Raw genomic sequence first — 22,072 nt, 5'->3', positions numbered from 1 at the left:
AGGAATACATCCATTGATAGTTATAAAATACTATATTAATTTATAATACTTTCGGTGTTTTTTATGATTAAACACCTAATTCTTCCTTAGCCTCATAAAATGCATTAATAGCTACATCCAAATCTTCCTTACTATGTACAGCAGAAATCTGTGCCCTAATTCTAGCTTTGCCCTTTGGAACAACTGGATAGTAGAAGCCTATAACATAAACACCTTTATCAAGCATTTTCTCAGCCATTTTCTGTGCGATTACTGCATCTCCTAACATAATAGGTACGATGGGATGTTCACCATCTGGAATATCGAAACCAACTTTTTTCATACCCTCTCTAAAATACTTAGTGTTTTCCTCTAATTTATCTCTGAACTCTGTTGATTCAGATAACATTTCAAGTATTTTAAGAGATGTTGCAGCAATAGCAGGAGATAAAGTATTAGAGAATAGATAAGGTCTTGAACGTTGACGAAGCAAGTCAATAATTTCTTTCCTGCCGCTTGTAAAACCACCACTAGCACCACCTAGAGCTTTACCAAGAGTACTTGTTATAATATCAACTCTTCCAATGACATCTCTATATTCAGGAGTACCACGACCTTTTTTACCAATAAAACCAGTTGCATGGCTGTCATCTACCATAACCATAGCGTTATATTTATCAGCTAAATCACATATACCTTTTAGATTAGCAATGATACCATCCATAGAGAAAACACCATCGGTAGCAATTAATTTCATTCTAGCTCCATTTTTATCAGCTTCAATTAATTGAGCTTCAAGATTTTCCATATTATTATTAAGGTAACGGTATCTTTTGGCTTTACACAATCTAATACCATCGATTATACTAGCATGATTAAGTTCATCACTTATAATAGCATCTTCAGCTGTAAGAATTGTCTCAAACAACCCACCATTAGCATCAAAAGCCGATGAATATAAAATAGTATCATCCGTATACAAAAATTCCGATATTTTCTTCTCCAGATCTTTATGAATCTTCTGAGTTCCCACAATAAAACGTACCGAAGAAAGACCATATCCCCATTTCTCATAACTATCCTTAGCAGCCTTTATCACAAAATCATGAGAAGCTAAACCAAGATAATTATTAGCACAAAAATTAAGAACCTGCTTCTTGGACAAAGTATCAATTTTCCCACTCTGTGGCGTAGTAACAACTCTCTCATCTTTCCACAATCCACTTTCCTTTATGTCATTAAGCTGCTCCCTATAAATCTTCTCTGCATTATCAAACAAAACATTCATCCCTCTTTCTTCATTTATTTTATCTACAATTAAAATTTAAATTTTATTAAAAGATACACTAGCCTGAACTAGCAATCATCAAAGGTATGATTCAAATATCAAGCGTAGATAGTATAGGGGGAATATGTAGCAGTGAGCCATGGACGGCGAACTCAGCAATTTAAACATGGACGTTTAATTTGCTGACGAAATATTCCCCCTATGCTATCTACGCGACCGTTATCCAGAATATTAATCTACTTAACCCTATTTATTCCCAACTAAGAACTACCTTCCCCGATTTCCCCGAATTCATTGCATCAAAACCTTTCTGGAAATCAGTATAATGATACTTATGAGTTATCACTTCACTTATATCAAGTCCCGACTGAATCATAGAAGTCATCTTATACCATGTTTCAAACATTTCTCGTCCGTATATACCTTTAATATTTATTCCATTAAAAACTATTTTATTCCAGTCAATCATAGTATCACTTGATTGGATACCAAGCATTGCGATTTTGCCCCCATGTTCCATACAATCTATCATATCGTTAAAGGCACGTGAGTTACCTGACATCTCCAATCCCACATCAAAGCCCTCTTTTATGCCTAATTGTTGCATAGTATCTTTAATTTTATACTTACTTACATCAACTGTAATTGCTCCCATTTTTTTTGCTAGTTCAAGACGATATGGATTAACATCAGTTATAACAACATATCTGGCTCCTGCTTTTTTAGCAATTGCTGATGCCATAATACCGATTGGTCCAGCACCAGTAATAAGTACATCTTCGCCTACAAGGTCAAAAGATAATGCAGTATGTACAGCGTTACCTAGGGGGTCAAAACAACTTATTATATTCTTATCAATATTTTCATCACATAACCATACGTTAGTAGATGGAATCACTAGGTATTCAGCAAAAGCGCCAGACCTATTAACACCTACACCGCTGGTATTAATACATAAATGTCTACGTCCAGCTAAGCAATTACGACAATGCCCACAAACAATATGACCTTCCCCAGATACTAACTCTCCAATTCTAAAACCTTTGACATTATCACCATATCCAACTATTGTTCCAACATATTCATGACCAATAACCATAGGGGTAGGAACGGTTTCGCTTGACCATTTATCCCAATTGTAGATATGAACATCTGTACCACAAATAGATGTTTTTTCTATTTTTATCATTACATCATTTTTACCGATTTCTGGAACAGGTACTTCTTCTAGCCAAAGACCCTCTTTAGGATATTTTTTAACTAAAGCATTCATGGTTTTCTTAGTTTCCAATTTTGTAGCCAATATAATTCTCCTTTCGAATAAAATATTCGGGAACTGAATTCAACTGTAAAAAAATTGAATTTATTATTTAACTATAGTATAAATAAAGAATGTTTTTCTGTCAAACACAATTTTGATAAAATGTAGTATTTATTTAGTACACACCATGAGTATGAGAATAGTTTTGAGATAAAAAAGGTAAATATATCCAATATATTTAATATATTAAACAATTTTTTTATTATTTAACATATTACATTAAGTTTACATATTAAAATGTTCAAATATATTAATTGACAATTCTTTGACGAATACATATAATTAAAGTCAGTAACTCAAAAATACTATAATTCGACAATATAAATAAGAAATATGCTAGTAATAAATGTGTGTATATTTCTTAGCTGAAAGGTTAGGATTCCAGTGGAAGAGATTAAGTATAAAATAATTAACGGTTATAAATTAAAAAAGAAAGAAGCCCTAGAAATCTATCGAACCATAGATGCTGAAAGTCTATGTGAGATAGCTAATGAAGTAAGACAATTTTTTATAGGAAATAAGATTGATCTTTGTACAATCATGAATGCAAAATCAGGTAAATGCAGTGAAGACTGTAAATACTGTGCTCAATCTGGACACTATGAGACAGGTGTCAGTGAATATCCATTGATCAGTAAGGAAGAAGCAATAAAAAGAGCAGAAGAAAATGTAAAATACGGAGTTGACCATTTTTCATTAGTAACTAGTGGAAAAGGAATATTAGATGATGACTTTAATAATATTCTTAATATATACAAGGAATTAGCAACTAGATTTCCGGAGCTAAGTCTATGTGCATCACATGGTATAATAACCTATGAACAAGCAGTCAAACTAAAAGAGGCTGGGGTTAAGACATATCATCATAATCTTGAAACTAGTAAAAGGTATTATGAAAAAATATGTACAACGCATACATATGGTGACAGGGTCAATACAATAATTAATGCAAAAAAAGCGGGATTATCTGTATGTTCAGGTGGAATTATAGGACTAGGGGAAAAAGTATTTGATAGAGTCAATATGGCTTTCGAACTAAGAAAACTTGGAATTAACTCAATACCTATTAATATTCTATGTCCTGTAAAAGGAACTCCATTTGGAGATAGAGAAGTATTAGAGCCAGAAGAAATACTTAGAACAGTTGCTATATTTAGATTAATATTACCTAAGGCAAATGTTAGATTTGCAGGAGGTCGTATAGCTCTAGGCGAATATCAAGAACAAGGCTTTAAATCAGGTGTAAGTGCTGCTATGGTAGGTAATTATTTAACAACAATAGGTAATAACATTGAAAAAGATATTGAAATGATTAACCGATTAGGATTCACTACAATAGAATAATATAATAAGACTAATACTCCTTAAGAGAAATCTTAGGGAGTATTAGTCATTTAGATACACAAGATAGTAGTTATGAAGATATTAAAAAATACTCAGGTATAGATGATGAAAATATATTATTCACAGGAAAAAAATATAGATAGTAATAATTTATTATCTTTAATTTTAATGATTTATATAGTAATCTTTTTCTAAAATATTACTTCCTTAGACTAATTGACAACGATAAAATATAGTGTATAATTAATAATTAGTAAAATATAATAAACATATATTTAACTATAACTTTAAGTATCATTAAAATGTGCGCTTTATGCGCTTTTATTGTGTCAATACAATTTAGCACTTTAAAGTCACATTACATAATAGCGTTGAAGTTTAAAGCGGGAATATATGGGATTATATAAAAAATAGGGAGAGCGATTTAATGAAAATTTACTGGTTTTTCTTAGTAGGATACATACTAATGATTATGGTTGTAAGTGCCATGAGTAGAAAAAAGGTTGATGGGGTTTCAGGTTATCTACTTGGAGGTAGAAAAGTGCCGCCTTGGATGTCAGCATTTTCTTATGGAACAGCATATTTCTCAGCAGTATTATTTATTGGTTATGCAGGAAAATTAGGTTGGAACTTTGGATTATCTGTACTTTGGATAGTAGTAGGAAATACAGTAATTGGTACATATTTAGCATGGGAAGTTCTAGGGAAAAGAACTCGAGAAATGACTCAAAGACTTAATGTATCTACTATGCCAGAATTTCTTGGGATAAGATACAAAAGCAAAACTCTTAAGATTGTATCGGCAACAATAATTTTCGTATTTTTAATGCCTTATGCGGCTTCAGTATATAAAGGATTAGGATATTTATTTGAAGAAATATTTGGAATACCTACGTATATCATATTAATAATAATGATGATCTTGACTGCTCTATATCTATTTGCTGGAGGATTAGTTGCTGCAACTATGGTTGATTTTATACAAGGATGTATAATGATTGTAGGAGTAATTTTAATGTTGTATTTTATCATTAAATTTCCAGCTGTCGGAGGTATATCAGGGGCGGTAAGTAACTTGAAAGCTATTAATAAAGATTTAGTATCACCTATTGGACCACCAGGAGTTGTACCTATATTATCATTAGTGATTCTAACAAGTTTAGGTAGCTGGGGATTACCTCAAATGGTACATAAATTCTATACAATCAAAAGCGAAGAATCAATCAAAACAGCTAAATGGGTATCTACGGCATTTGCACTATTAATAACTACAGGTGCTTATTTTACTGGAAGTATTAGTAGACTCATTATCAGTGATTGTCCTACTGTAAACGGAATGCCTGTATATGATAGGATCATGCCATTGGTTATAAGTGAAACTTTACCAACTATTGTTGCAGCAATAATACTTGTATTAGTATTATCAGCTTCTATGTCTACATTGGCATCATTAGTACTAGCATCAAGTTCTGCTATTGCTATAGATTTATTAAAAACAGTTAAACCAGATATCAGTAGTAAAACATTGATGTGGGTTATGAAGGTCTTATGTGTTGTGTTTGTGGCATTATCTTATATTGTAGCTACTGCTGATAGTCCTATACTTAACTTAGCATCGTTATCTTGGGGAGCTGTTTCAGGTTGCCTGTTAGCACCTTATCTATTAGGATTATATTGGAAAAAAGCTACAAAACAAGGAGTATGGGTAGGTATGTTGACGGCTTTAACTATTGTAATCTATGGTGTCAGTAAATATGGTTTTGGAAGTTCTAATATACCAACTGTAGGAGCATTAGCTATTGTTGTTCCAATAATAACTATGAGTATAGTCAGTCTGGTAACTGAAAATTATGAAGAAAGACATATTAATTATATATTTGCCAAAGAGACAAAATGATATAAATGTTGAAAGGAATGGGAAAAATGATTTGGTCAAAAGAAGAAACACTTGATAGAGAAGAAATAGAAAAAATTCAGTTGGATAGATTACAAGAAACGGTTAAGAGAATCTATGATAAGGTTCCTTATTATAAAGCTAAAATGGATGAAGTAAATATAAAACCACAAGATATTAAGTCACTTGATGACTTGTCTAGTATGCCATTTACTGTAAAAAATGATCTAAGAGAAAATTATCCATTCGGTTTATTTACAGTTCCCAAAAAAGAGATTGTAAGAGTTCATGCATCTTCTGGAACTACTGGAAAACCTACAGTTGTAGGTTATACCAAAAAAGATATCAATACATGGACCCAATTAATAGCAAGAATTGTGTCAATGGCAGGAGCGGATTCTACAGATGTTGCACAGATTGCATTTGGTTATGGTCTATTCACAGGAGCCTTCGGATTACATTATGGTTTGGAGAGAATTGGTGCAATGGTAGTACCGACTTCTAGCGGAAATACAGAAAAGCAGATTATGCTTATGAAGGATTTTGGAACCACTCTATTGGTTAGTACGCCTTCATATGCTTTACATATCATGGAAGTTGCGAGAAAAATGGGTATTGATCCAGTTAATGATTTAGATGTTAAATTAGGGCTTTTCGGTGGAGAAGGTTCTACTGAAGCAATGAGAGAACAGATTCAAAAAGGTTGGGGTATGTTTGCAACTGAAAATTATGGAATGAGTGAATTAATAGGACCTGGTGTTGCAGGAGAATGTGAGGCTTTATGTGGATTACACATTAATGAAGATCATTTTATTCCAGAGATAATCGATCCAAGTACAGGAAAAGTATTACCACCAGGAGAAAAAGGTGAGTTAGTAATTACTACTGTCTCAAAAGAAGCTCTTCCACTTATTAGATATAGAACAAAAGATATAACAAGACTCATGTATGAAAAATGTGATTGTGGAAGAACATTAGTGAGAATGGCTAAGATTGAAGGAAGAACAGACGATATGCTTATAATTAGAGGTGTTAATGTATTTCCTTCTCAGATAGAGGAAGTATTATTGAATACAAATGAAATAGGACCTCACTATGAAATTATAGTTAATAGACAAGGATATTTAGATAAAATTGAGATAAATGTAGAATTAGAAGATACTAGTTTATTAGATTCATATAGTAATCTAGATAAGCTACAACTAAAAATTAGACATAATCTAAAAACCGTATTGGGAATAGATGCTAAAATAAATCTAGTTGAACCTTATACATTGAAGAGATTTGAAGGCAAAGCAAAAAGAGTTATAGATAATAGAAATTAGAGGATGGACTAAAAGCTAAACAACTGTTAGAATAGATATATGATAATGATTGAATGTATTCTAACTCTCTAACATATAAGTTGAATATACTAATTATTTAACTTATAAAAAAGATAATATGTGTTGAATATTATGAAGTGATTAATCAATGAAAATGATATAATCAGAAATATTCAATATAATTTTAAATTGAAATGAAAGGATTGATATTAACAATGGCAGATAAGAAACTAATGCTTGGTAATAAAGCTGTTGCCAGAGGCGCTTATGAGGCAGGTGCTACTGTTGCAGTGGCATATCCAGGAACACCAAGTACTGAAATTACTGAGTTCGTTGCAAAATATGATGAAATCTATGCTCAGTGGTCACCTAATGAAAAAGTTGCTCTAGAGGTAGGTATCGGTGCTTCTATTAGTGGAGCTAGAACAATGGTAGCTATGAAACATGTAGGTGTCAATGTAGCTGCAGACCCATTATTTACTGTAGCATATACTGGAATTAATGGAGGGTTAGTAATACTTGCAGCAGATGATCCAGGTATGCATAGTTCACAAAATGAACAGGATAGCCGTTATTATGCAAGATCTGCGCATATACCAATGCTTGAGCCTTCAGATAGTAATGAAGCAAAAGAATTTGTAAAAGAAGCTTTTGAAATAAGTGAAAAATATGATACACCAGTTTTTATGAGACTTACAACTCGTATATCTCACTCTCAAAGTCTTGTAGATATTAATGATAGAGTAGATGTTCCATTAAAAGAATATGCTAAAGATTTTAAGAAAAATGTTATGATGCCAGGAATGGCAAGGGTAAAACATGTAGTTGTTGAAAAAAGAATGAATCAAATTTCCGAAGATTGTAACACTTTTAAATATAACACAATGGAAATGAATGATACTTCAGTTGGAGTAATAACTAGTGGTGTTCCTTATCAATATGTAAAAGAAGCATTACCTAATGCATCTGTTCTAAAACTTGGTATGGTACATCCTATCCCAAAAAAACTAATTGAGGAATTTGCAGGTAAAGTTGATACATTATACATAGTTGAAGAATTAGAACCAATTTTTGAAGAACAAATAAAATCTTGGGGCATTAAAGTAATTGGTAAAGAAATCTTTACAGTTCAGGGAGAATATAGTGCTAATTTAATAGTAGAAAAGATTAATGAGCATAAATTGAATCTTGACAATCCAAAACAATTACCAGTAAGACCACCAGTTATGTGTCCAGGATGTCCACATAGAGGAGTCTACTATGTACTTAACAAACTTAAAAAACATGCTACAGGTGATATAGGATGTTATACTCTAGGAGCACTTCCACCACTTGAAGGTATAGATACTTGTGTCTGTATGGGTGCTAGTATAGGTATGCTTCATGGAATGGAGAAAGCCAGAGGTAAAGAGTTCATTAAGGATTGGGTTGGAATTATTGGTGATTCAACTTTTGTTCACTCTGGAATTACTGGCCTTGTAGATATAGTATACAACAAAGGAATATCAACTGTAATTATTCTTGATAACTCAACAACAGGTATGACAGGACATCAAGATAATCCAGCTACAGGTAAAACTTTAAAAGGCGAAGAAACTCATGTGCTTAACCTTGTACAATTAGTAAATAGTATAGGTATCAATAGTGTACGAGTTGTTAATCCTTTCAAACCTGAAGAAGTTGAGCTTGCTGTAAAAGAAGAAACAATGAAAGAAGAACCTTCTGTAATTATAGCAACTGCACCTTGTGAATTATTAGATAAGAAAAGAAAGAGAGTACCATATAGAATAAATGTTGATGCATGTAAGAATTGTGGAATGTGTATGAAACTAGGATGTCCAGCAATTCAAAAGAAAGATGGCAAAATGACTATTAACGATACATTATGTAGTGGTTGTGGTTTATGTGCTAAAATATGTAAATTCGGTGCTATAATAAAGGATGGTGAATAATAATGGAAACTAAGAATATATTAGTTGTAGGTGTTGGAGGACAAGGAACACTTTTAACCAGTAGAATACTTGGTAATTTAGCTATACACTCTGGATATGATGTGAAATTATCTGAGGTACATGGTATGTCACAGAGAGGTGGAAGTGTTGTTACACATATTCGTTATGGAGACAAAGTATATTCACCTCTTGTAGAAATAGGAAAAGCTGATATAATACTTGCTTTTGAAAAAATGGAAGCTTTAAGATGGCGTCACTATCTAAAAAAAGATGGTTTGATTATTGTAAACGCTCAAGAGATTAATCCTATGCCTGTTATTATAGGAGCTGCTGAGTATCCACAAGATATAATTGAACAATTACATGATGCAGATAACAGAGTGATTGTTGCTGATGCATTAAGTGAAGCAAGAAAGATTGGTAATTTCAGAGTTGTCAATACTGTTCTATTAGGTCTACTTGCTAAAAACTTAGATGAAGATAAAGATAAGTGGGAAGAAGCTATAAGCCAGACAGTTCCAAACAAAACAATAGATATCAATGTAAAGGCTTTTGAAACAGGATATAATCTTTAATTATTAAAGTAATTATCAAAATGAATAATATAATATAAATTTTTATTTATAATCCTACCGCAACATATGATATAATATGATTGTGGTAGGTTTTTATTAAAGTGTAGGACATAGAAGTTACAATAGTAGGGTTAATACTACTTGCTTAATACTTCAAGGAGGGCTGAAAAATGATATGGAATGAACATATTGAATGTATGAGTAGAGATGAACTTAGAGAAATACAAAGTAAAAGACTATGTGAAACAGTAGAAAGAGTATACTATAATGTGCCTTTCTATAGAAAGAAAATGCAGGAACTTGGATTAGAACCATGTGATATAAAAGGAATACAAGATCTATCTAAATTACCATTTACTACAAAACAAGACCTTAGAGATAATTATCCATTTAACTTATTTGCAGTTCCAATGAGTGATGTTGTCAGAGTACATGCTTCTTCAGGGACAACTGGAAAGCCTACTGTAGTAGGATATACTAGAAGAGATCTATTATCATGGTCAGAAGTAGTGGCACGTTCTTTACACTGTGCTGGGGTAGAAAAAAATGATAGAATTCAAATAGCTTATGGATATGGTCTATTTACAGGTGGATTAGGTATCCACTATGGAGCAGAAAAAGTAGGGGCTACTGTTATCCCTATATCTGGTGGAAATACAAAGAAACAGTTGAACTTGATGAGTGACTTTGAAAGTACAGTTATAGCTTGTACACCTTCATATGCTCTTTATTTAGCTGAGGCAATGGAAGAACAAGGAATAGATCCAGCAAAACTTAAATTGAAAACTGGTATATTCGGTGCTGAACCATGGACTAATAACATGAGAAAACAGATAGAGGCAAAACTTCATATTAAAGCTATGGATATCTATGGATTAAGTGAAGTAATGGGACCAGGAGTAGCTTGTGAATGTAGTTATCAAAATGGTTTACATGTAGCAGAAGATCATTTTATTCCTGAAACAATTAGTACTGATACGTTGCAAAATGTAGAGGTGGGTATGGAAGGTGAATTGGTATTTACGACAATTACAAAAGAAGCTCTTCCAATACTAAGATATAGAACTAGAGATTTAACAGTACTTAATTACGATAAATGTGATTGTGGAAGAACTATGGTTAGAATGGAAAAATGTACAGGACGTTCTGATGATATGTTAATCATTCGTGGTGTCAATGTATTCCCATCACAAATTGAAAGTGTACTACTTGAAATGAGCGAAACCAAACCTCATTATCTGCTTATTGTCGAGAGACATAATAATCTGGATACTCTAGAAATATGGGTAGAAGTCGATGAAGCATTCTTCTCTGATGAAATTCGTAAATTAGAGAACCTAACTAAGAAGATTACACATGAAATTCAAAGCACATTAGGAATAAGTGTGAAAGTTAAATTGGTTGAACCAAAAACTATTGAAAGAAGTGAAGGTAAAGCTAAACGTATTATAGATAGGAGGAAATTGGTATGATAATAAAACAACTAAGCGTTTTCCTAGAAAATAAATCAGGTAGATTATCAGATGTAACTAAGGCTCTTGGAGATAATGATATCACTATTTCTGCACTTAGTGTAGCAGATACATCTGAATATGGAATCTTAAGATTAATTGTTGGTCAACCAGAAAAAGCTCATGAACTATTAAAAGAATTAGGTTTCTCAGTTAGTTTGACTGACGTCATATGTTTGATAATACCTCATAAAGCAGGAACGCTACATAAAGCAGTTAAAGTATTAGCATCTAATGGTGTTAGTATCGAATATATGTATGCTTATGCTATGAATGGAAATGCTTCAGTAATAATGAAAGTATCTGAAGTAAATAAAGCTATAAAAACATTAACTGAAAATGATGTTGAATTAGCAAGAGCTAGTGAGATATGTAATTAATATATAAAAAATAAATATAAAATAAATATAAAATAAATATAATAATTTGGTCTATATTTGACGGCTTTTATAGTCGTTCTTATTTTTTGTCATTTTAGCAATAATAATATCTTAATATAAAATAATATATAGAATAATGAAAATAGACATGTGTCCTTTTATTTAATGATTTAATTTAATATAATGATGTTAATGAAATTGTGAATTAAATACTAATTTTTACAAATAATATTAAATAAAATAAACATAATAACTAATCTAATAGGATTAACATTATTTTATAAACGAAATATGCTTATAAAATTAAATTAAATTAATATAATGTAAGCATTTATTAATAAAAAAATATAGACCGTATTCTTAAATAATTAGTATGGAGTGAACTAAATATGTTACTGCAAGAACTTATGGAATATCAACCAAAATTGAGAAGAATTCTTGAGGGTATGCCAAGTAATATTAAGGAAAGATGTAGACTGAAGACATATAAAAGTGACAGTACGATTATTAAGAAAGGTGAAGATATAAAATATGTCGATATATTATGCAAAGGCGAATTAAATGTTGTAAACGAATTCGCAAATGGAAGCATATACATATTTGATACCAATAAAGCCATTGATTTTATAGGTGAGATGGAAATATTAGCTGATGAACCAAGAGCTGTAGTAACCAATGTTGCAAAAACTGACTGTATAGTTTTTAGAATACTAAAAACTGACTTTATGAAATGGATTGAATGTGATAATTACATTACTCTCATGTTAGCTAAAAAATTAGCTGCGAGATCATGCTATACATCATGTTATCAAGGATATTCTCATTACTACCCAGCTGTTCATATGATTAAAAGATTTATTATTGAATATGTTAAAAGTGAAATAAATGATAATAATATAGTATATATTAATAAGAAGAGACAAGAAATAGCAGATATTTTGGGAATGAGCGTCAAAACAGTTGGAAGAAATATTACTAAATTAAAAGAAAGAGGATTAGTAACAATAAAAAAAGGCAAAATATATATTGATAAAAAACAATATGAAGATATGATTGATACTTTAGAGATATGGTAGTAGAATAATAAGCGGAATATATAACAGAAAGGAAGAGACATAATGAAAGCTTGGGAAATGGAACAACAATTAATAGAGTCAGCAATTCCAGTAGTGTTAAGTGAAGAAGAACAACAATGGGATGGAATGGCTGATACAGGTAAAGTTGATGATGATAAGATAAAACTTTTATGGGGAAGTAATGTACCAGGTTCTGGTGCGCCAGAAAGAGTTATTATTGCAGGTGTACAAGCTCTCGAAAATAGAGGATATATTGTTGAAGATTATGAAAAAATCGTTGAACAAGGTATGGAAGCACTAAAGAACAACGATATGGTAAAGCTTCATACACTTACTTCAAAATTATATTATCAGATGAATAATTCCATAAAAGATGAAAAATCCTCTTATTGGAAATATAAAATATACAAAAATTGGAAACAATATGAAGAGGATGTTACTTTTGTAAAAGACTCCTATGATGTAAATTCTAAAGATTTTGAAGAAAAAACACTAATAGGATGGAAATCACAATTAGTTGGTGGTGCTCTAGGTACTGCTATTGAAGGTTATACAACTGATAATTTAAGAAAAGCATTTGGTGAAATTAGAGACTATGTTAGAAAGCCTAATACGCTAAATGATGATATCACTTTTGAACTAGCTTTTCTTAAAGCTTTTATGGAAAAAGGAGGTGATGTAGATTCAGTAGACATTGCTCATGAGTGGATAGGTCTTATTCCTGCTGGATGGTCAGCAGAAGAAGTTGCTCTTAGAAATATTCGTTATGGAATTTATCCACCAGAAAGTGGTACATTCTGTAATCCTTATTGTGAATGGATTGGAGCTCAGATGAGAGGTGCTATATGTGGTATGGTTGCACCTGGAAACCCAAAAGAAGCGGCAAGACTTGCATGGCTTGATGGACAGATTTCTCATTATAATAATGGAATAATTGGTGAAATATTTAATGCTATGTTAGTTTCATTATCATTCACGAGAAAAGACGTAAGGTTATTATTAAAAGAAGTAATCAATATGATTCCAAGTAAAAGTGAGTATTATTCAGTTGTTAAATTTGCTCTTGATCAATGTGAGAAATCAACTAACTGGGAACAAGCATGGAGACCATGTGAGAAAAAATATGAGAGATACAATTGGATTCATGCTTATCCAAATGCGGCAGCTCAAGTTGTTGCACTATGGTTTGGAAATGGCGATTATGACGAAACCCTTCATATTATTGCTATGGAAGGTGTAGACGTAGATTGTAACGCAGCTCAAATAATGACAGCTATAGGAATTATTGTTGGTAAAGATAAAATCGCTGATAAGTGGACTGAACCATTTGACAATAATATCGAGACATATGTAAGAAGTATGGAGAATATCGACATTAATGAACTAACAAAATGGACAGTAGAAAGTTGTAGAAATGCTTTGAAAGCCTAAGTAATTAAGGTTTTTACTAATAGTTTCTTAGGTTGAAAATAATTTATCCATGGTGTATAATAATAACTTGTAAATTGCAAAATATGGCAATTTACAACAAAAAAACAAAGGGGGAATAAATGATGAAAAAATCATTAATCCTAATATTAACACTAGTAATGACAGTAACTATGCTTTTAGCTGGTTGCGGTGAAAAGAAAGACGATACTAAGACTCCAGATACTGGAGATACTACAAACAATGAAGATAACAAAAAAGATGAAACAGATGATGCAAAAACTGACGGACCACTAAAGATAGTATTATTAATCAATGGTAATCTTGGTGACAAATCATTCTTTGATTCATCTAAAGCAGGAATGGACCTTATTCAACAAAAGTATGGTGATAAGGTAGAAACTGAAACAATTGAAATGACTTATGATGAGACAAAATGGGAACCAGCATTACAAGATGTATCAGATAAAGACTATGACATAGTTATTGTTGGAACATATCAGATGGCTGAATATCTTGAAGATGTAGCTGTTGATAATAAAGATAAGAAATACATTATCTTTGATTCAACTGTTAACTACGAAGAATATGATTTAGATAACGTATATTCTATCGGTTACAAGCAAAATGAAGGATCATTCTTAGCAGGTGTTCTTGCTTCAAGAGTAACTACTTCAGATATGGAAGGTACTAACGAAGATAAGAAAATTGGATTCATTGGTGGTATGGAAAACAATGTAATCAATGACTTCTTAGTTGGATATATCCAAGGAGCTCAATATGCAGATGCAGATACAAAAGTAGCAATTTCTTATATTGGTGACTTCTCTGACGTTGCAAAAGCTAAAGAAATGAGTCTTGCTCAATTCAAACAAGGTGGAGTAGACATCGGATTCAACGTAGCTGGACAAGCTGGTCTTGGACAAATTGATGCTGCATTAGAAGCTGGTAAATATGTTATTGGTGTTGACTCAGATCAAGCTGCATTATTCGCAGATGAAAAAGAAAAATCTGATTTAATATTAACATCAGTATTAAAGAGAGTTGACCAATCCTTACTTCGTGCAATAGATATGCATATGGATGGAACTTTACCATATGGTTCTGCAGAAAGTCTTGGATTTAAAGAAAAAGCTATTGATATAGTTGATACTAACACAAATGTTTCAGCTGAAATCATGGAAGAATTAACAGAAATTGAGCAAAAGATTGTTAATGGAGATATAGTAGTAAAAACTGCATTTAAGATGACACAAGATGAACTTACTGAATTAAGAGATTCTGTTAAATAATAGTTTTGTAGTGTAATTTAGATGGTGCATTTATTGTTTTCAATGAATGTACCTTCTTAATAATAAGCTAATGGAGTGATAATATGCAAAACGAACTACTTAAAATGGAGAAGATAACTAAAGTTTATCCAAGTGGTATAGTAGCTAACGATGGAGTTGATTTCTCTATTAGAGAAGGAGAGATCCATGCTATTTGTGGAGAAAATGGTGCTGGAAAGTCAACTTTGATGAAAATATTATTTGGACTTCATACTCCAGAAGAAGGTAAAATAACTTTACGAGGAGAGGAAATTCACATAACATCACCTACAGTTGCCATTGAGTATGGTATCGGTATGGTGCATCAGCACTTTATGTTAGTTCCTTCTTTAACAGTTGCAGAGAATATGGTATTAGGTGTAGAGCCTAAAAAAGGTTTATTCATTGATATGGATAAAGCAATCAAGACGACAGAAGAATTATCAAACAAGTATAATCTACATGTTGACCCAAAAGCAAAAGTTGAAGATATACCAGTTGGAATTAAACAAAAAGTTGAAATACTTAAAGCTCTACTAAGAGGGGCCAAGATATTAATATTAGATGAGCCCACAGCAGTACTTACTCCTCAGGAGACTAAAGAACTTTTTAATCAGCTAAAATTATTAAAAGAAAAAGGACATACAATAATTTTTATCTCTCATAAATTAAATGAGGTAAAAGAATTATGTGACCGTATCACAGTAATGAGAAATGGTAAAAGTATGGGTGTTCATAATACAAGTGATGTATCAGAAGAAGATATATCAAGATTAATGGTAGGAAGAGATGTAATACTTAGAGTAGAAAAAGACAAAGCTTCACCAAAAGAAGCAGTTCTTAATGTAAAAGATTTAGTATATGTTAATGAATTAGGTAAAAAAGCTGTAAACGGTATTTCATTTAGTGTTAGAAAAGGTGAAATATTAGGAGTCGCTGGTGTAGAGGGTAATGGACAAAGAGAATTAGTAGAGTCTATCACAGGATTGGACAGCCCAACATCAGGTAGTATCAAAATAGGTGATGACGAAGTTATTGGAAAAACTATTAAGCAAATAAGAAGACTTGGTACATCACATATTCCAGAAGATAGAATGACGTATGGTGTTGCTGGTGATGTAAGTATTGAACAGAATATAATATCTGATAAATACGATACCAGTGAATTTAATGGTAGGATGTTATTAAAAACAAAAACAATAAAAGAAAAAGCAATTGCACTTATTAAAGAATATAAAGTTAAATGTAATACTGCTAATCAAAAAGTAAGAATGCTTTCTGGAGGTAATATACAAAAAGTAGTTGTTGCAAGAGAATTTTCAGGGGGACCAAAACTTCTTATAGCTAACCAACCTACAAGAGGGATTGATGTTGGAGCAACAGAATTTATTAGAAAAAGATTAGTTGAACTTAGAGATGAAGGAACTGCAGTATTACTAATTTCAGCTGATTTAAATGAAGTAATGGAACTTAGTGATAGCTTGATCGTAATGTATGGTGGAGAAATTGTTGCTTATTTTGAAGATACGAGTACATTAACTGAAGAAGAATTAGGTCTATATATGTTAGGCGTTAAAAAACAAACATCAGAAGAGATTGGGGGGGTTATTAATGCGTAAAAATCTAAAATTTGAAGTTGTTCGTACTAGTATGGCGATATTGATTGCACTAGCGGTTGCATTGATAATTATATTTTTAACAAGTAATGAACCAGGAGTAGCCCTAAAAGAGTTTGTTATAGGACCTATTGATAGTCTTAGACACTTTGGTAATGTTATAGAACTTGCAATCCCTCTAATGTTTACAGGTCTTGCAGTTAGTATTATGTTCAAGGCTCAACAATTTAACCTTGGTGCAGAAGGTGGTTTCTTCATCGGTGGTGTTGCAGCAATGGTTGTTGCAATAAAAGTATCATTACCTATAGTAGCACATCCATTAGTAGCAATATTATTTGGAGGTATTCTTGGAGCAATAGTTGTTAGTATACCTGCATTCATGAAAGTAAGATGGAATGCTACAGAATTAGTATCATCATTAATGTTAAACTATGTTGCATTATTTATAGGTGCATATCTATTAAATTACCACTTTAGAGATCCTAATTCAGGAGCTATAGCATCTTTCAAAATTCCAAAGACAGCTAAACTATCAGTTATTCTATCTGGTACAAGAATTCATGCAGGTTTAATAATTGTTGCTGTTATGGTAATTATTTGCTACTATTTCCTATACAGAACCAAGTGGGGATATGAAATAAGAATAACTGGTGAAAATAAAAGATTTGCCGAGTATTCAGGAATCAATACAGCAAAAGTAATAATAATATCTCAAGTGTTAGGTGGATTTATTGCTGGTATGGGAGGTTCTATTGAGGTACTAGGTTTATATAGGAGATTTACATGGCAGACGTTGCCAGGTTATGGATGGGATGGTATTATAGTTGCTATACTAGCTAGAAATAATCCTTTATATGTTCCTATCGGTGCAATTTTCTTAGCTTATCTTAGAATAGGTGCAGACTTGATGTCTAGAGGTTCAGATGTACAAAGTGAAGTAGTTGCTATCATTCAAGGTGTAATAATTGTGTTTATAGTTGCTGAAAGTTTCTTATCAAAATATAAACACAAATTAGTATACAAAGAAGCTAAAAAATTAAGCGTGAAGGGGGCAAAATAATATGGCTGAGGTATTTAATATTATTTTTACTACTGGATTTGGTTATTCTGTGTTAAGGGTAACGACTCCTATACTATTTGCTGCTCTTGGAGCACTTATATCAGATAGAGCGGGGGTAATTAACATTGCCCTTGAAGGTATCATGTTAACTTCAGCTTTAGCAGGTGTTATTATTAGTGCAACAACACACAGTGCATGGATTGGCTTATTAGGAGCGGTTGGTGTTGGTGCTTTGGTAGGTTTATTATTAGCTTACTTCTCGTTAAATCTTAAAACGGACATAATCTTATCAGGTATTGCTCTTAACCTTATGGCTGCCGGTGGTACAGTATTTGTTTTGTTTTTAGTTGCTAACAACAAAGGTGTTTCCTCTGGTTTGAAAAGTAAGGTTATACCCAATATTGATATACCTTTGATAGATAAGATTCCAATAATAGGACCTATTTTCTCAGGTCATAATGCGTTGACTTATATATCTTTATTATCAGTAATATTCATTTTTTACTTACTATATAAAACACCTCTAGGACTTAAGATTAGAGCTGTTGGTGAGAATCCTAATGCGGCTGATTCAGTAGGTATTAGTGTAAGAAAGATTAAATACATTGCTCTTATCCTTAGTGGAGCATTTGCAGGATTTGGTGGAGCGTATATGTCAATGGGATATCTACCATACTTTACAAGAAATATGACAGCTGGTAGAGGTTTCATTGCCTTAGCGGCAGAAGCAATGGGTGGAGCTACACCTATTGGAACATTACTTACATCGTTATTCTTTGGATTTGCAGATGCATTGGCTAACAATTTACAAACCCTAAGAGTACCACCACAATTTATATATATGATTCCATATATTGCAACGTTATTTGGTTTAGCAATATATGCATCACGTAAACAATCACAGATTAAAAAAATTAAAAAACAGAAGATTAAACAATTATAATGATTTATAAATAAAGCCGTTAATGTTATTATTGGTTATGGAGATTAAAATTCAATCCAATAATAATATATAGGCTTTATTTTGTATAAAGATGAAAACAATAAGCAAAGAGAGAAATATTCTATGCAATAACGCACATAGTTACTTTTCTTGTTTAATATATAAATCTACTAGAATTATAGGAGGATAAATTATGGCTAAACCAGTAATTATTGATTGTGATCCTGGACATGATGATGCCATTGCATTATTACTAGCTCTTGGAAGTGAAAAACTCGATGTGAAAGGAATTACAACTGTTGCAGGAAACCAGACAGGGGATAAAACAATTAATAATGCATTACGAGTATTAAGTTATTTAGGTATACAAAAAGAGGTTGCTAAGGGAGCGACTAAACCTCTGATAAGAGATTTGATAACAGCTGCAGAAGTTCATGGCGAAAGTGGTCTTGAAGGACCAGAATTACCAGAGCCATCATTTGAAAAAAGTGAAAAATCAGCTATAGAATTAATGTATGAAATAATAAATGACTCTAAGGATAAAGTAACCCTTATACCAACAGGTCCTTTAACTAATATTGCTAATTTGTTTTTGGCTTATCCAAGTGTTAAAAACAATATTGAAGAAATTGTATTAATGGGTGGAGCATGTTTTGGTGGCAATTGGACACCAGCTGCTGAGTTTAACATACTTGTTGACCCTGAAGCCGCTGATATAGTTTATCGTTCTGGATTACCAGTCACTATGTGTGGACTTGATGTAACACATAAAGCTCAAGTATTTAGTGATGAGACAGAACGTATTAGAAGTATAGGGAATAAAGCTAGTAAATTAGTTGCTGAATTACTAGATTATTTCGGGATATTCCATATGAATCCTAACTTTGGTTTCGATGGTCCGCCTTTACACGATGTTTGTGCAGTAGCATATGTTATTGATCCAAGTATCTTTGTTGCTAGAAAACATAACGTTGAAATAGATTTAACAGGCGAATTAACAGTTGGAGCAACAATTGTTGATTATTATAATACTAGTGGAAAAGAAAAAAATGTCAACGTTGTTTTTGACTTGGATAGGGAAAACTTTGTAAATTTGTTATGTGATAACTTAAAAAAATTTAATTGATATTAGGGAGGCAGGATAATGACTAGAATACCTATTATAATAGATACAGATCCAGGGACAGACGATACAACGGCTATACTAATGTGTCTGGCATGTGAGAGACTTGATACTAGAGCTATTACCAGTGTAGGAGGAAATGTAGGAATAGAAAAAACCTCTAATAATGCACGAAAGATAGTTGAACTCTCAGGAAAAGATGTAAAAGTTGCAATTGGAGTTAAAAATCCCATAGTGCGAAAGATAGTGAATGCGGAATTTGTACACGGTATTTCCGGTTTAGGAAATATTACATTACCCGAACCTGCAATGCCTTATTATGAAAAAGATGCAATTGATACAATCTATGAAGAAGCTATAGCAGCAGATGGCAGACTCAAGATTTTAGCTCTTGGACCTTTAACTAATGTAGCAGTAGCATTACTAAAATATCCACAATTAAAAAATATGATTGATGGTATTGTTTTCATGGGTGGAGCAATTAATCTAGGAAACGTTACACCAGCAGCTGAATTCAATATCTACGCAGATCCTGAAGCAGCAAAAATTGTTTTTGATTCAGGTATAGATCTAGTAATGGTAGGGTTAGATGTTACTCATGAAACTATTGTTACAAAAGAACAAAATAAAAGATTACATCAATATAATAACAAGGTAGCTAAAGTAGTAGCGAGCTTAATAGATTATACAATAGATAGAGAAAGTCCTTATAATTCTAATGGTGGTGTAATGCATGATCCTTTAGCGGCTGCAGCATTAATAGATAGTAGTGTATTAGATACAGAAGACTATTACGTTGATGTAGAATTAAAGAGCGATATTACTAGAGGAAAAACTGTAGCAGATGTGTTTAGAGTTACAAAGAATACACCTAACATCCATGTTGGGGTCAGGTCAGATAATAAAAAGTTCTTAGATATACTTGAATCCATGATAAGCAAGTATGAATAGATATTGAATAAGGAGGACGATTATATGAAGATTGTTGTTGTGGGTAGTACTAACATGGATTATGTATTAAAGACCAATGAATTACCTAAGTTAGGTGAAACATTATCAGCTGTATCTTTTAATACTGTATTCGGCGGAAAAGGTGCTAACCAAGCTGTAGCAGCGGCAAGGCTTGGTGCGGATGTCACAATGATTTCAGCAGTAGGCGACGATAATATAGGTGAACAGCTTAAAAATAATCTTGCAAAAGAAAATATAAATGTTGATGGTGTAAATGTAGTAGATGGCCCAAGCGGTGTAGCAATGATTACAGTTGCTGATAATGGTGATAACACTATTGTTGTGTATCCAGGAGCAAATGGAAAAATTGATGAAAAATGGCTAGAGGCTAATGAAGCATTGATTATGTCAGCCGACTGTATACTTGTTCAATTGGAGATACCTATTAACGTAGTTATGAAAGCAGTTAAAATAGCTAGTGATAATAATGTGAAAGTTATATTTAATCCAGCACCAGCAAAAGAGTTTCCTAATGATATTTTCAAGTATGTAGATATAATTACACCAAATGAGACAGAATTGAAGAAGATATCAGGAAAAGAGGATATTAAAGAAGGTGCTATGGAATTAATTGAAAGAGGCGCTAATAGTGTTGTTGTTACACTTGGTGAACAAGGAAGTATGTATATTGATAAAGACAATACAATCAGTGCAGGTTCATTTACTGTAAAATCAATAGATAGTACTGCTGCGGGAGATGCTTTTAATGCGGCATTAGCAATTAAGCTCATTGAATCAGATGATATAGAAAACGGGTTGAAATATTCAAATGCTGTGGGAGCTTTGGTTACAACAAAACTTGGAGCACAGACTTCTTTACCATTTAAGAATGAAGTAGAAACATTTATGAAAAATAACTAGTGCTTTTTTGCTTATTTATATAATAGTTAATAATATGTGTTGTACAAGACGTCCGTAGATGGGGGATGGGTGCAA

General features: G+C 32.3%; 18 protein-coding genes. 16 read left to right on the top strand and 2 right to left on the bottom strand.

Features of this window, described 5'->3' with window-relative positions:
• Window positions 1-67: 67 nt before the first annotated feature.
• Complete coding sequence (gene kbl / locus ACX6CF_RS23355) at window positions 68-1,258, bottom strand: glycine C-acetyltransferase (protein ID WP_458787790.1); 1,191 nt, start codon at window positions 1,256-1,258, stop codon at window positions 68-70.
• Between the two features lie 259 nt (window positions 1,259-1,517).
• Window positions 1,518-2,540, bottom strand: a complete 1,023-nt coding sequence (tdh, locus tag ACX6CF_RS23350) for an L-threonine 3-dehydrogenase (RefSeq protein WP_458787791.1) — start codon at window positions 2,538-2,540, stop codon at window positions 1,518-1,520.
• 432 nt (window positions 2,541-2,972) lie between these two features.
• On the opposite strand from tdh, the gene bioB reads away from it, so the two are divergent.
• The 16 genes from bioB to rbsK all read left to right on the top strand — a co-directional run bounded on the left by bioB (window position 2,973) and on the right by rbsK (window position 21,997).
• Window positions 2,973-3,932: a biotin synthase BioB gene (gene bioB / locus ACX6CF_RS23345; protein WP_458787789.1), complete on the top strand. Its 960-nt coding sequence runs from the start codon at window positions 2,973-2,975 to the stop codon at window positions 3,930-3,932.
• Between the two features lie 427 nt (window positions 3,933-4,359).
• Window positions 4,360-5,829, top strand: coding sequence for a sodium:solute symporter family transporter (locus tag ACX6CF_RS23340; RefSeq protein ID WP_458787788.1), 1,470 nt, complete (start codon window positions 4,360-4,362; stop codon window positions 5,827-5,829).
• A 26-nt stretch (window positions 5,830-5,855) separates the two neighbouring features.
• Window positions 5,856-7,151 (top strand): phenylacetate--CoA ligase family protein, encoded by a 1,296-nt coding sequence (locus ACX6CF_RS23335; protein ID WP_458787787.1) that lies wholly within the window; start codon window positions 5,856-5,858, stop codon window positions 7,149-7,151.
• A gap of 215 nt (window positions 7,152-7,366) precedes the next feature.
• Complete coding sequence (gene iorA / locus ACX6CF_RS23330) at window positions 7,367-9,103, top strand: indolepyruvate ferredoxin oxidoreductase subunit alpha (RefSeq protein WP_458787786.1); 1,737 nt, start codon at window positions 7,367-7,369, stop codon at window positions 9,101-9,103.
• A gap of 2 nt (window positions 9,104-9,105) precedes the next feature.
• Window positions 9,106-9,678 carry an indolepyruvate oxidoreductase subunit beta gene (locus tag ACX6CF_RS23325; RefSeq protein ID WP_458787785.1) on the top strand — a complete coding sequence of 191 codons (573 nt, stop codon included), beginning with the start codon at window positions 9,106-9,108 and terminating at the stop codon, window positions 9,676-9,678.
• Window positions 9,679-9,848: 170 nt separating this feature from the next.
• Window positions 9,849-11,150 carry a phenylacetate--CoA ligase family protein gene (locus ACX6CF_RS23320; RefSeq protein WP_458787784.1) on the top strand — a complete coding sequence of 434 codons (1,302 nt, stop codon included), beginning with the start codon at window positions 9,849-9,851 and terminating at the stop codon, window positions 11,148-11,150.
• Entirely contained in the window at window positions 11,147-11,569 is a 423-nt protein-coding gene (locus ACX6CF_RS23315) for an ACT domain-containing protein (RefSeq protein WP_458787783.1), read from the top strand. The genes ACX6CF_RS23320 and ACX6CF_RS23315 overlap by 4 nt, the downstream gene beginning before the upstream one ends.
• A gap of 389 nt (window positions 11,570-11,958) precedes the next feature.
• Window positions 11,959-12,645 (top strand): Crp/Fnr family transcriptional regulator, encoded by a 687-nt coding sequence (locus tag ACX6CF_RS23310; protein WP_458787782.1) that lies wholly within the window; start codon window positions 11,959-11,961, stop codon window positions 12,643-12,645.
• 42 nt (window positions 12,646-12,687) lie between these two features.
• Window positions 12,688-14,076, top strand: a complete 1,389-nt coding sequence (locus ACX6CF_RS23305) for an ADP-ribosylglycohydrolase family protein (protein WP_458787781.1) — start codon at window positions 12,688-12,690, stop codon at window positions 14,074-14,076.
• Window positions 14,077-14,198: 122 nt separating this feature from the next.
• Window positions 14,199-15,365, top strand: coding sequence for a BMP family ABC transporter substrate-binding protein (locus ACX6CF_RS23300; protein WP_458787780.1), 1,167 nt, complete (start codon window positions 14,199-14,201; stop codon window positions 15,363-15,365).
• A gap of 83 nt (window positions 15,366-15,448) precedes the next feature.
• On the top strand, window positions 15,449-17,002 hold the full coding sequence (locus tag ACX6CF_RS23295) for an ABC transporter ATP-binding protein (protein ID WP_458787779.1): 1,554 nt from the start codon (window positions 15,449-15,451) through the stop codon (window positions 17,000-17,002).
• Entirely contained in the window at window positions 16,995-18,059 is a 1,065-nt protein-coding gene (locus tag ACX6CF_RS23290; protein WP_458787778.1) for an ABC transporter permease, read from the top strand. The genes ACX6CF_RS23295 and ACX6CF_RS23290 overlap by 8 nt, the downstream gene beginning before the upstream one ends.
• 1 nt (window position 18,060) lies before the next feature.
• The gene (locus ACX6CF_RS23285; protein ID WP_458787777.1) at window positions 18,061-19,002 is read left to right on the top strand and encodes an ABC transporter permease; all 942 of its coding nucleotides are present in this window, start codon (window positions 18,061-18,063) and stop codon (window positions 19,000-19,002) included.
• A gap of 193 nt (window positions 19,003-19,195) precedes the next feature.
• Complete coding sequence (gene rihA, locus ACX6CF_RS23280) at window positions 19,196-20,128, top strand: pyrimidine-specific ribonucleoside hydrolase RihA (RefSeq protein WP_458787776.1); 933 nt, start codon at window positions 19,196-19,198, stop codon at window positions 20,126-20,128.
• 18 nt (window positions 20,129-20,146) lie between these two features.
• Window positions 20,147-21,076: a nucleoside hydrolase gene (locus tag ACX6CF_RS23275; RefSeq protein WP_458787775.1), complete on the top strand. Its 930-nt coding sequence runs from the start codon at window positions 20,147-20,149 to the stop codon at window positions 21,074-21,076.
• 24 nt (window positions 21,077-21,100) lie between these two features.
• Window positions 21,101-21,997, top strand: coding sequence for a ribokinase (gene rbsK / locus ACX6CF_RS23270; RefSeq protein WP_458787774.1), 897 nt, complete (start codon window positions 21,101-21,103; stop codon window positions 21,995-21,997).
• Window positions 21,998-22,072: the final 75 nt, after the last annotated feature.

The sequence above is a fragment of the Vallitalea sediminicola genome, from assembly GCF_054408565.1.
This window is presented reverse-complemented; position numbering and strand designations above follow the sequence as displayed.

Bases quoted from the DNA above. Each gene is read 5' to 3' on its own strand.
- ACX6CF_RS23275 (WP_458787775.1), top strand. From the start codon at position 20,147: ATGACTAGAATACCTATTATAATAGATACAGATCCAGGGACAGACGAT.
- tdh (WP_458787791.1), bottom strand. From the start codon at position 2,540: ATGAATGCTTTAGTTAAAAAATATCCTAAAGAGGGTCTTTGGCTAGAA.
- ACX6CF_RS23320 (WP_458787784.1), top strand. From the start codon at position 9,849: ATGATATGGAATGAACATATTGAATGTATGAGTAGAGATGAACTTAGA.
- ACX6CF_RS23305 (WP_458787781.1), top strand. From the start codon at position 12,688: ATGAAAGCTTGGGAAATGGAACAACAATTAATAGAGTCAGCAATTCCA.
- ACX6CF_RS23295 (WP_458787779.1), top strand. From the start codon at position 15,449: ATGCAAAACGAACTACTTAAAATGGAGAAGATAACTAAAGTTTATCCA.
- rbsK (WP_458787774.1), top strand. From the start codon at position 21,101: ATGAAGATTGTTGTTGTGGGTAGTACTAACATGGATTATGTATTAAAG.
- ACX6CF_RS23285 (WP_458787777.1), top strand. From the start codon at position 18,061: ATGGCTGAGGTATTTAATATTATTTTTACTACTGGATTTGGTTATTCT.
- ACX6CF_RS23315 (WP_458787783.1), top strand. From the start codon at position 11,147: ATGATAATAAAACAACTAAGCGTTTTCCTAGAAAATAAATCAGGTAGA.
- ACX6CF_RS23325 (WP_458787785.1), top strand. From the start codon at position 9,106: ATGGAAACTAAGAATATATTAGTTGTAGGTGTTGGAGGACAAGGAACA.
- iorA (WP_458787786.1), top strand. From the start codon at position 7,367: ATGGCAGATAAGAAACTAATGCTTGGTAATAAAGCTGTTGCCAGAGGC.
- ACX6CF_RS23335 (WP_458787787.1), top strand. From the start codon at position 5,856: ATGATTTGGTCAAAAGAAGAAACACTTGATAGAGAAGAAATAGAAAAA.
- ACX6CF_RS23290 (WP_458787778.1), top strand. From the start codon at position 16,995: ATGCGTAAAAATCTAAAATTTGAAGTTGTTCGTACTAGTATGGCGATA.
- rihA (WP_458787776.1), top strand. From the start codon at position 19,196: ATGGCTAAACCAGTAATTATTGATTGTGATCCTGGACATGATGATGCC.
- ACX6CF_RS23310 (WP_458787782.1), top strand. From the start codon at position 11,959: ATGTTACTGCAAGAACTTATGGAATATCAACCAAAATTGAGAAGAATT.
- ACX6CF_RS23340 (WP_458787788.1), top strand. From the start codon at position 4,360: ATGAAAATTTACTGGTTTTTCTTAGTAGGATACATACTAATGATTATG.
- ACX6CF_RS23300 (WP_458787780.1), top strand. From the start codon at position 14,199: ATGAAAAAATCATTAATCCTAATATTAACACTAGTAATGACAGTAACT.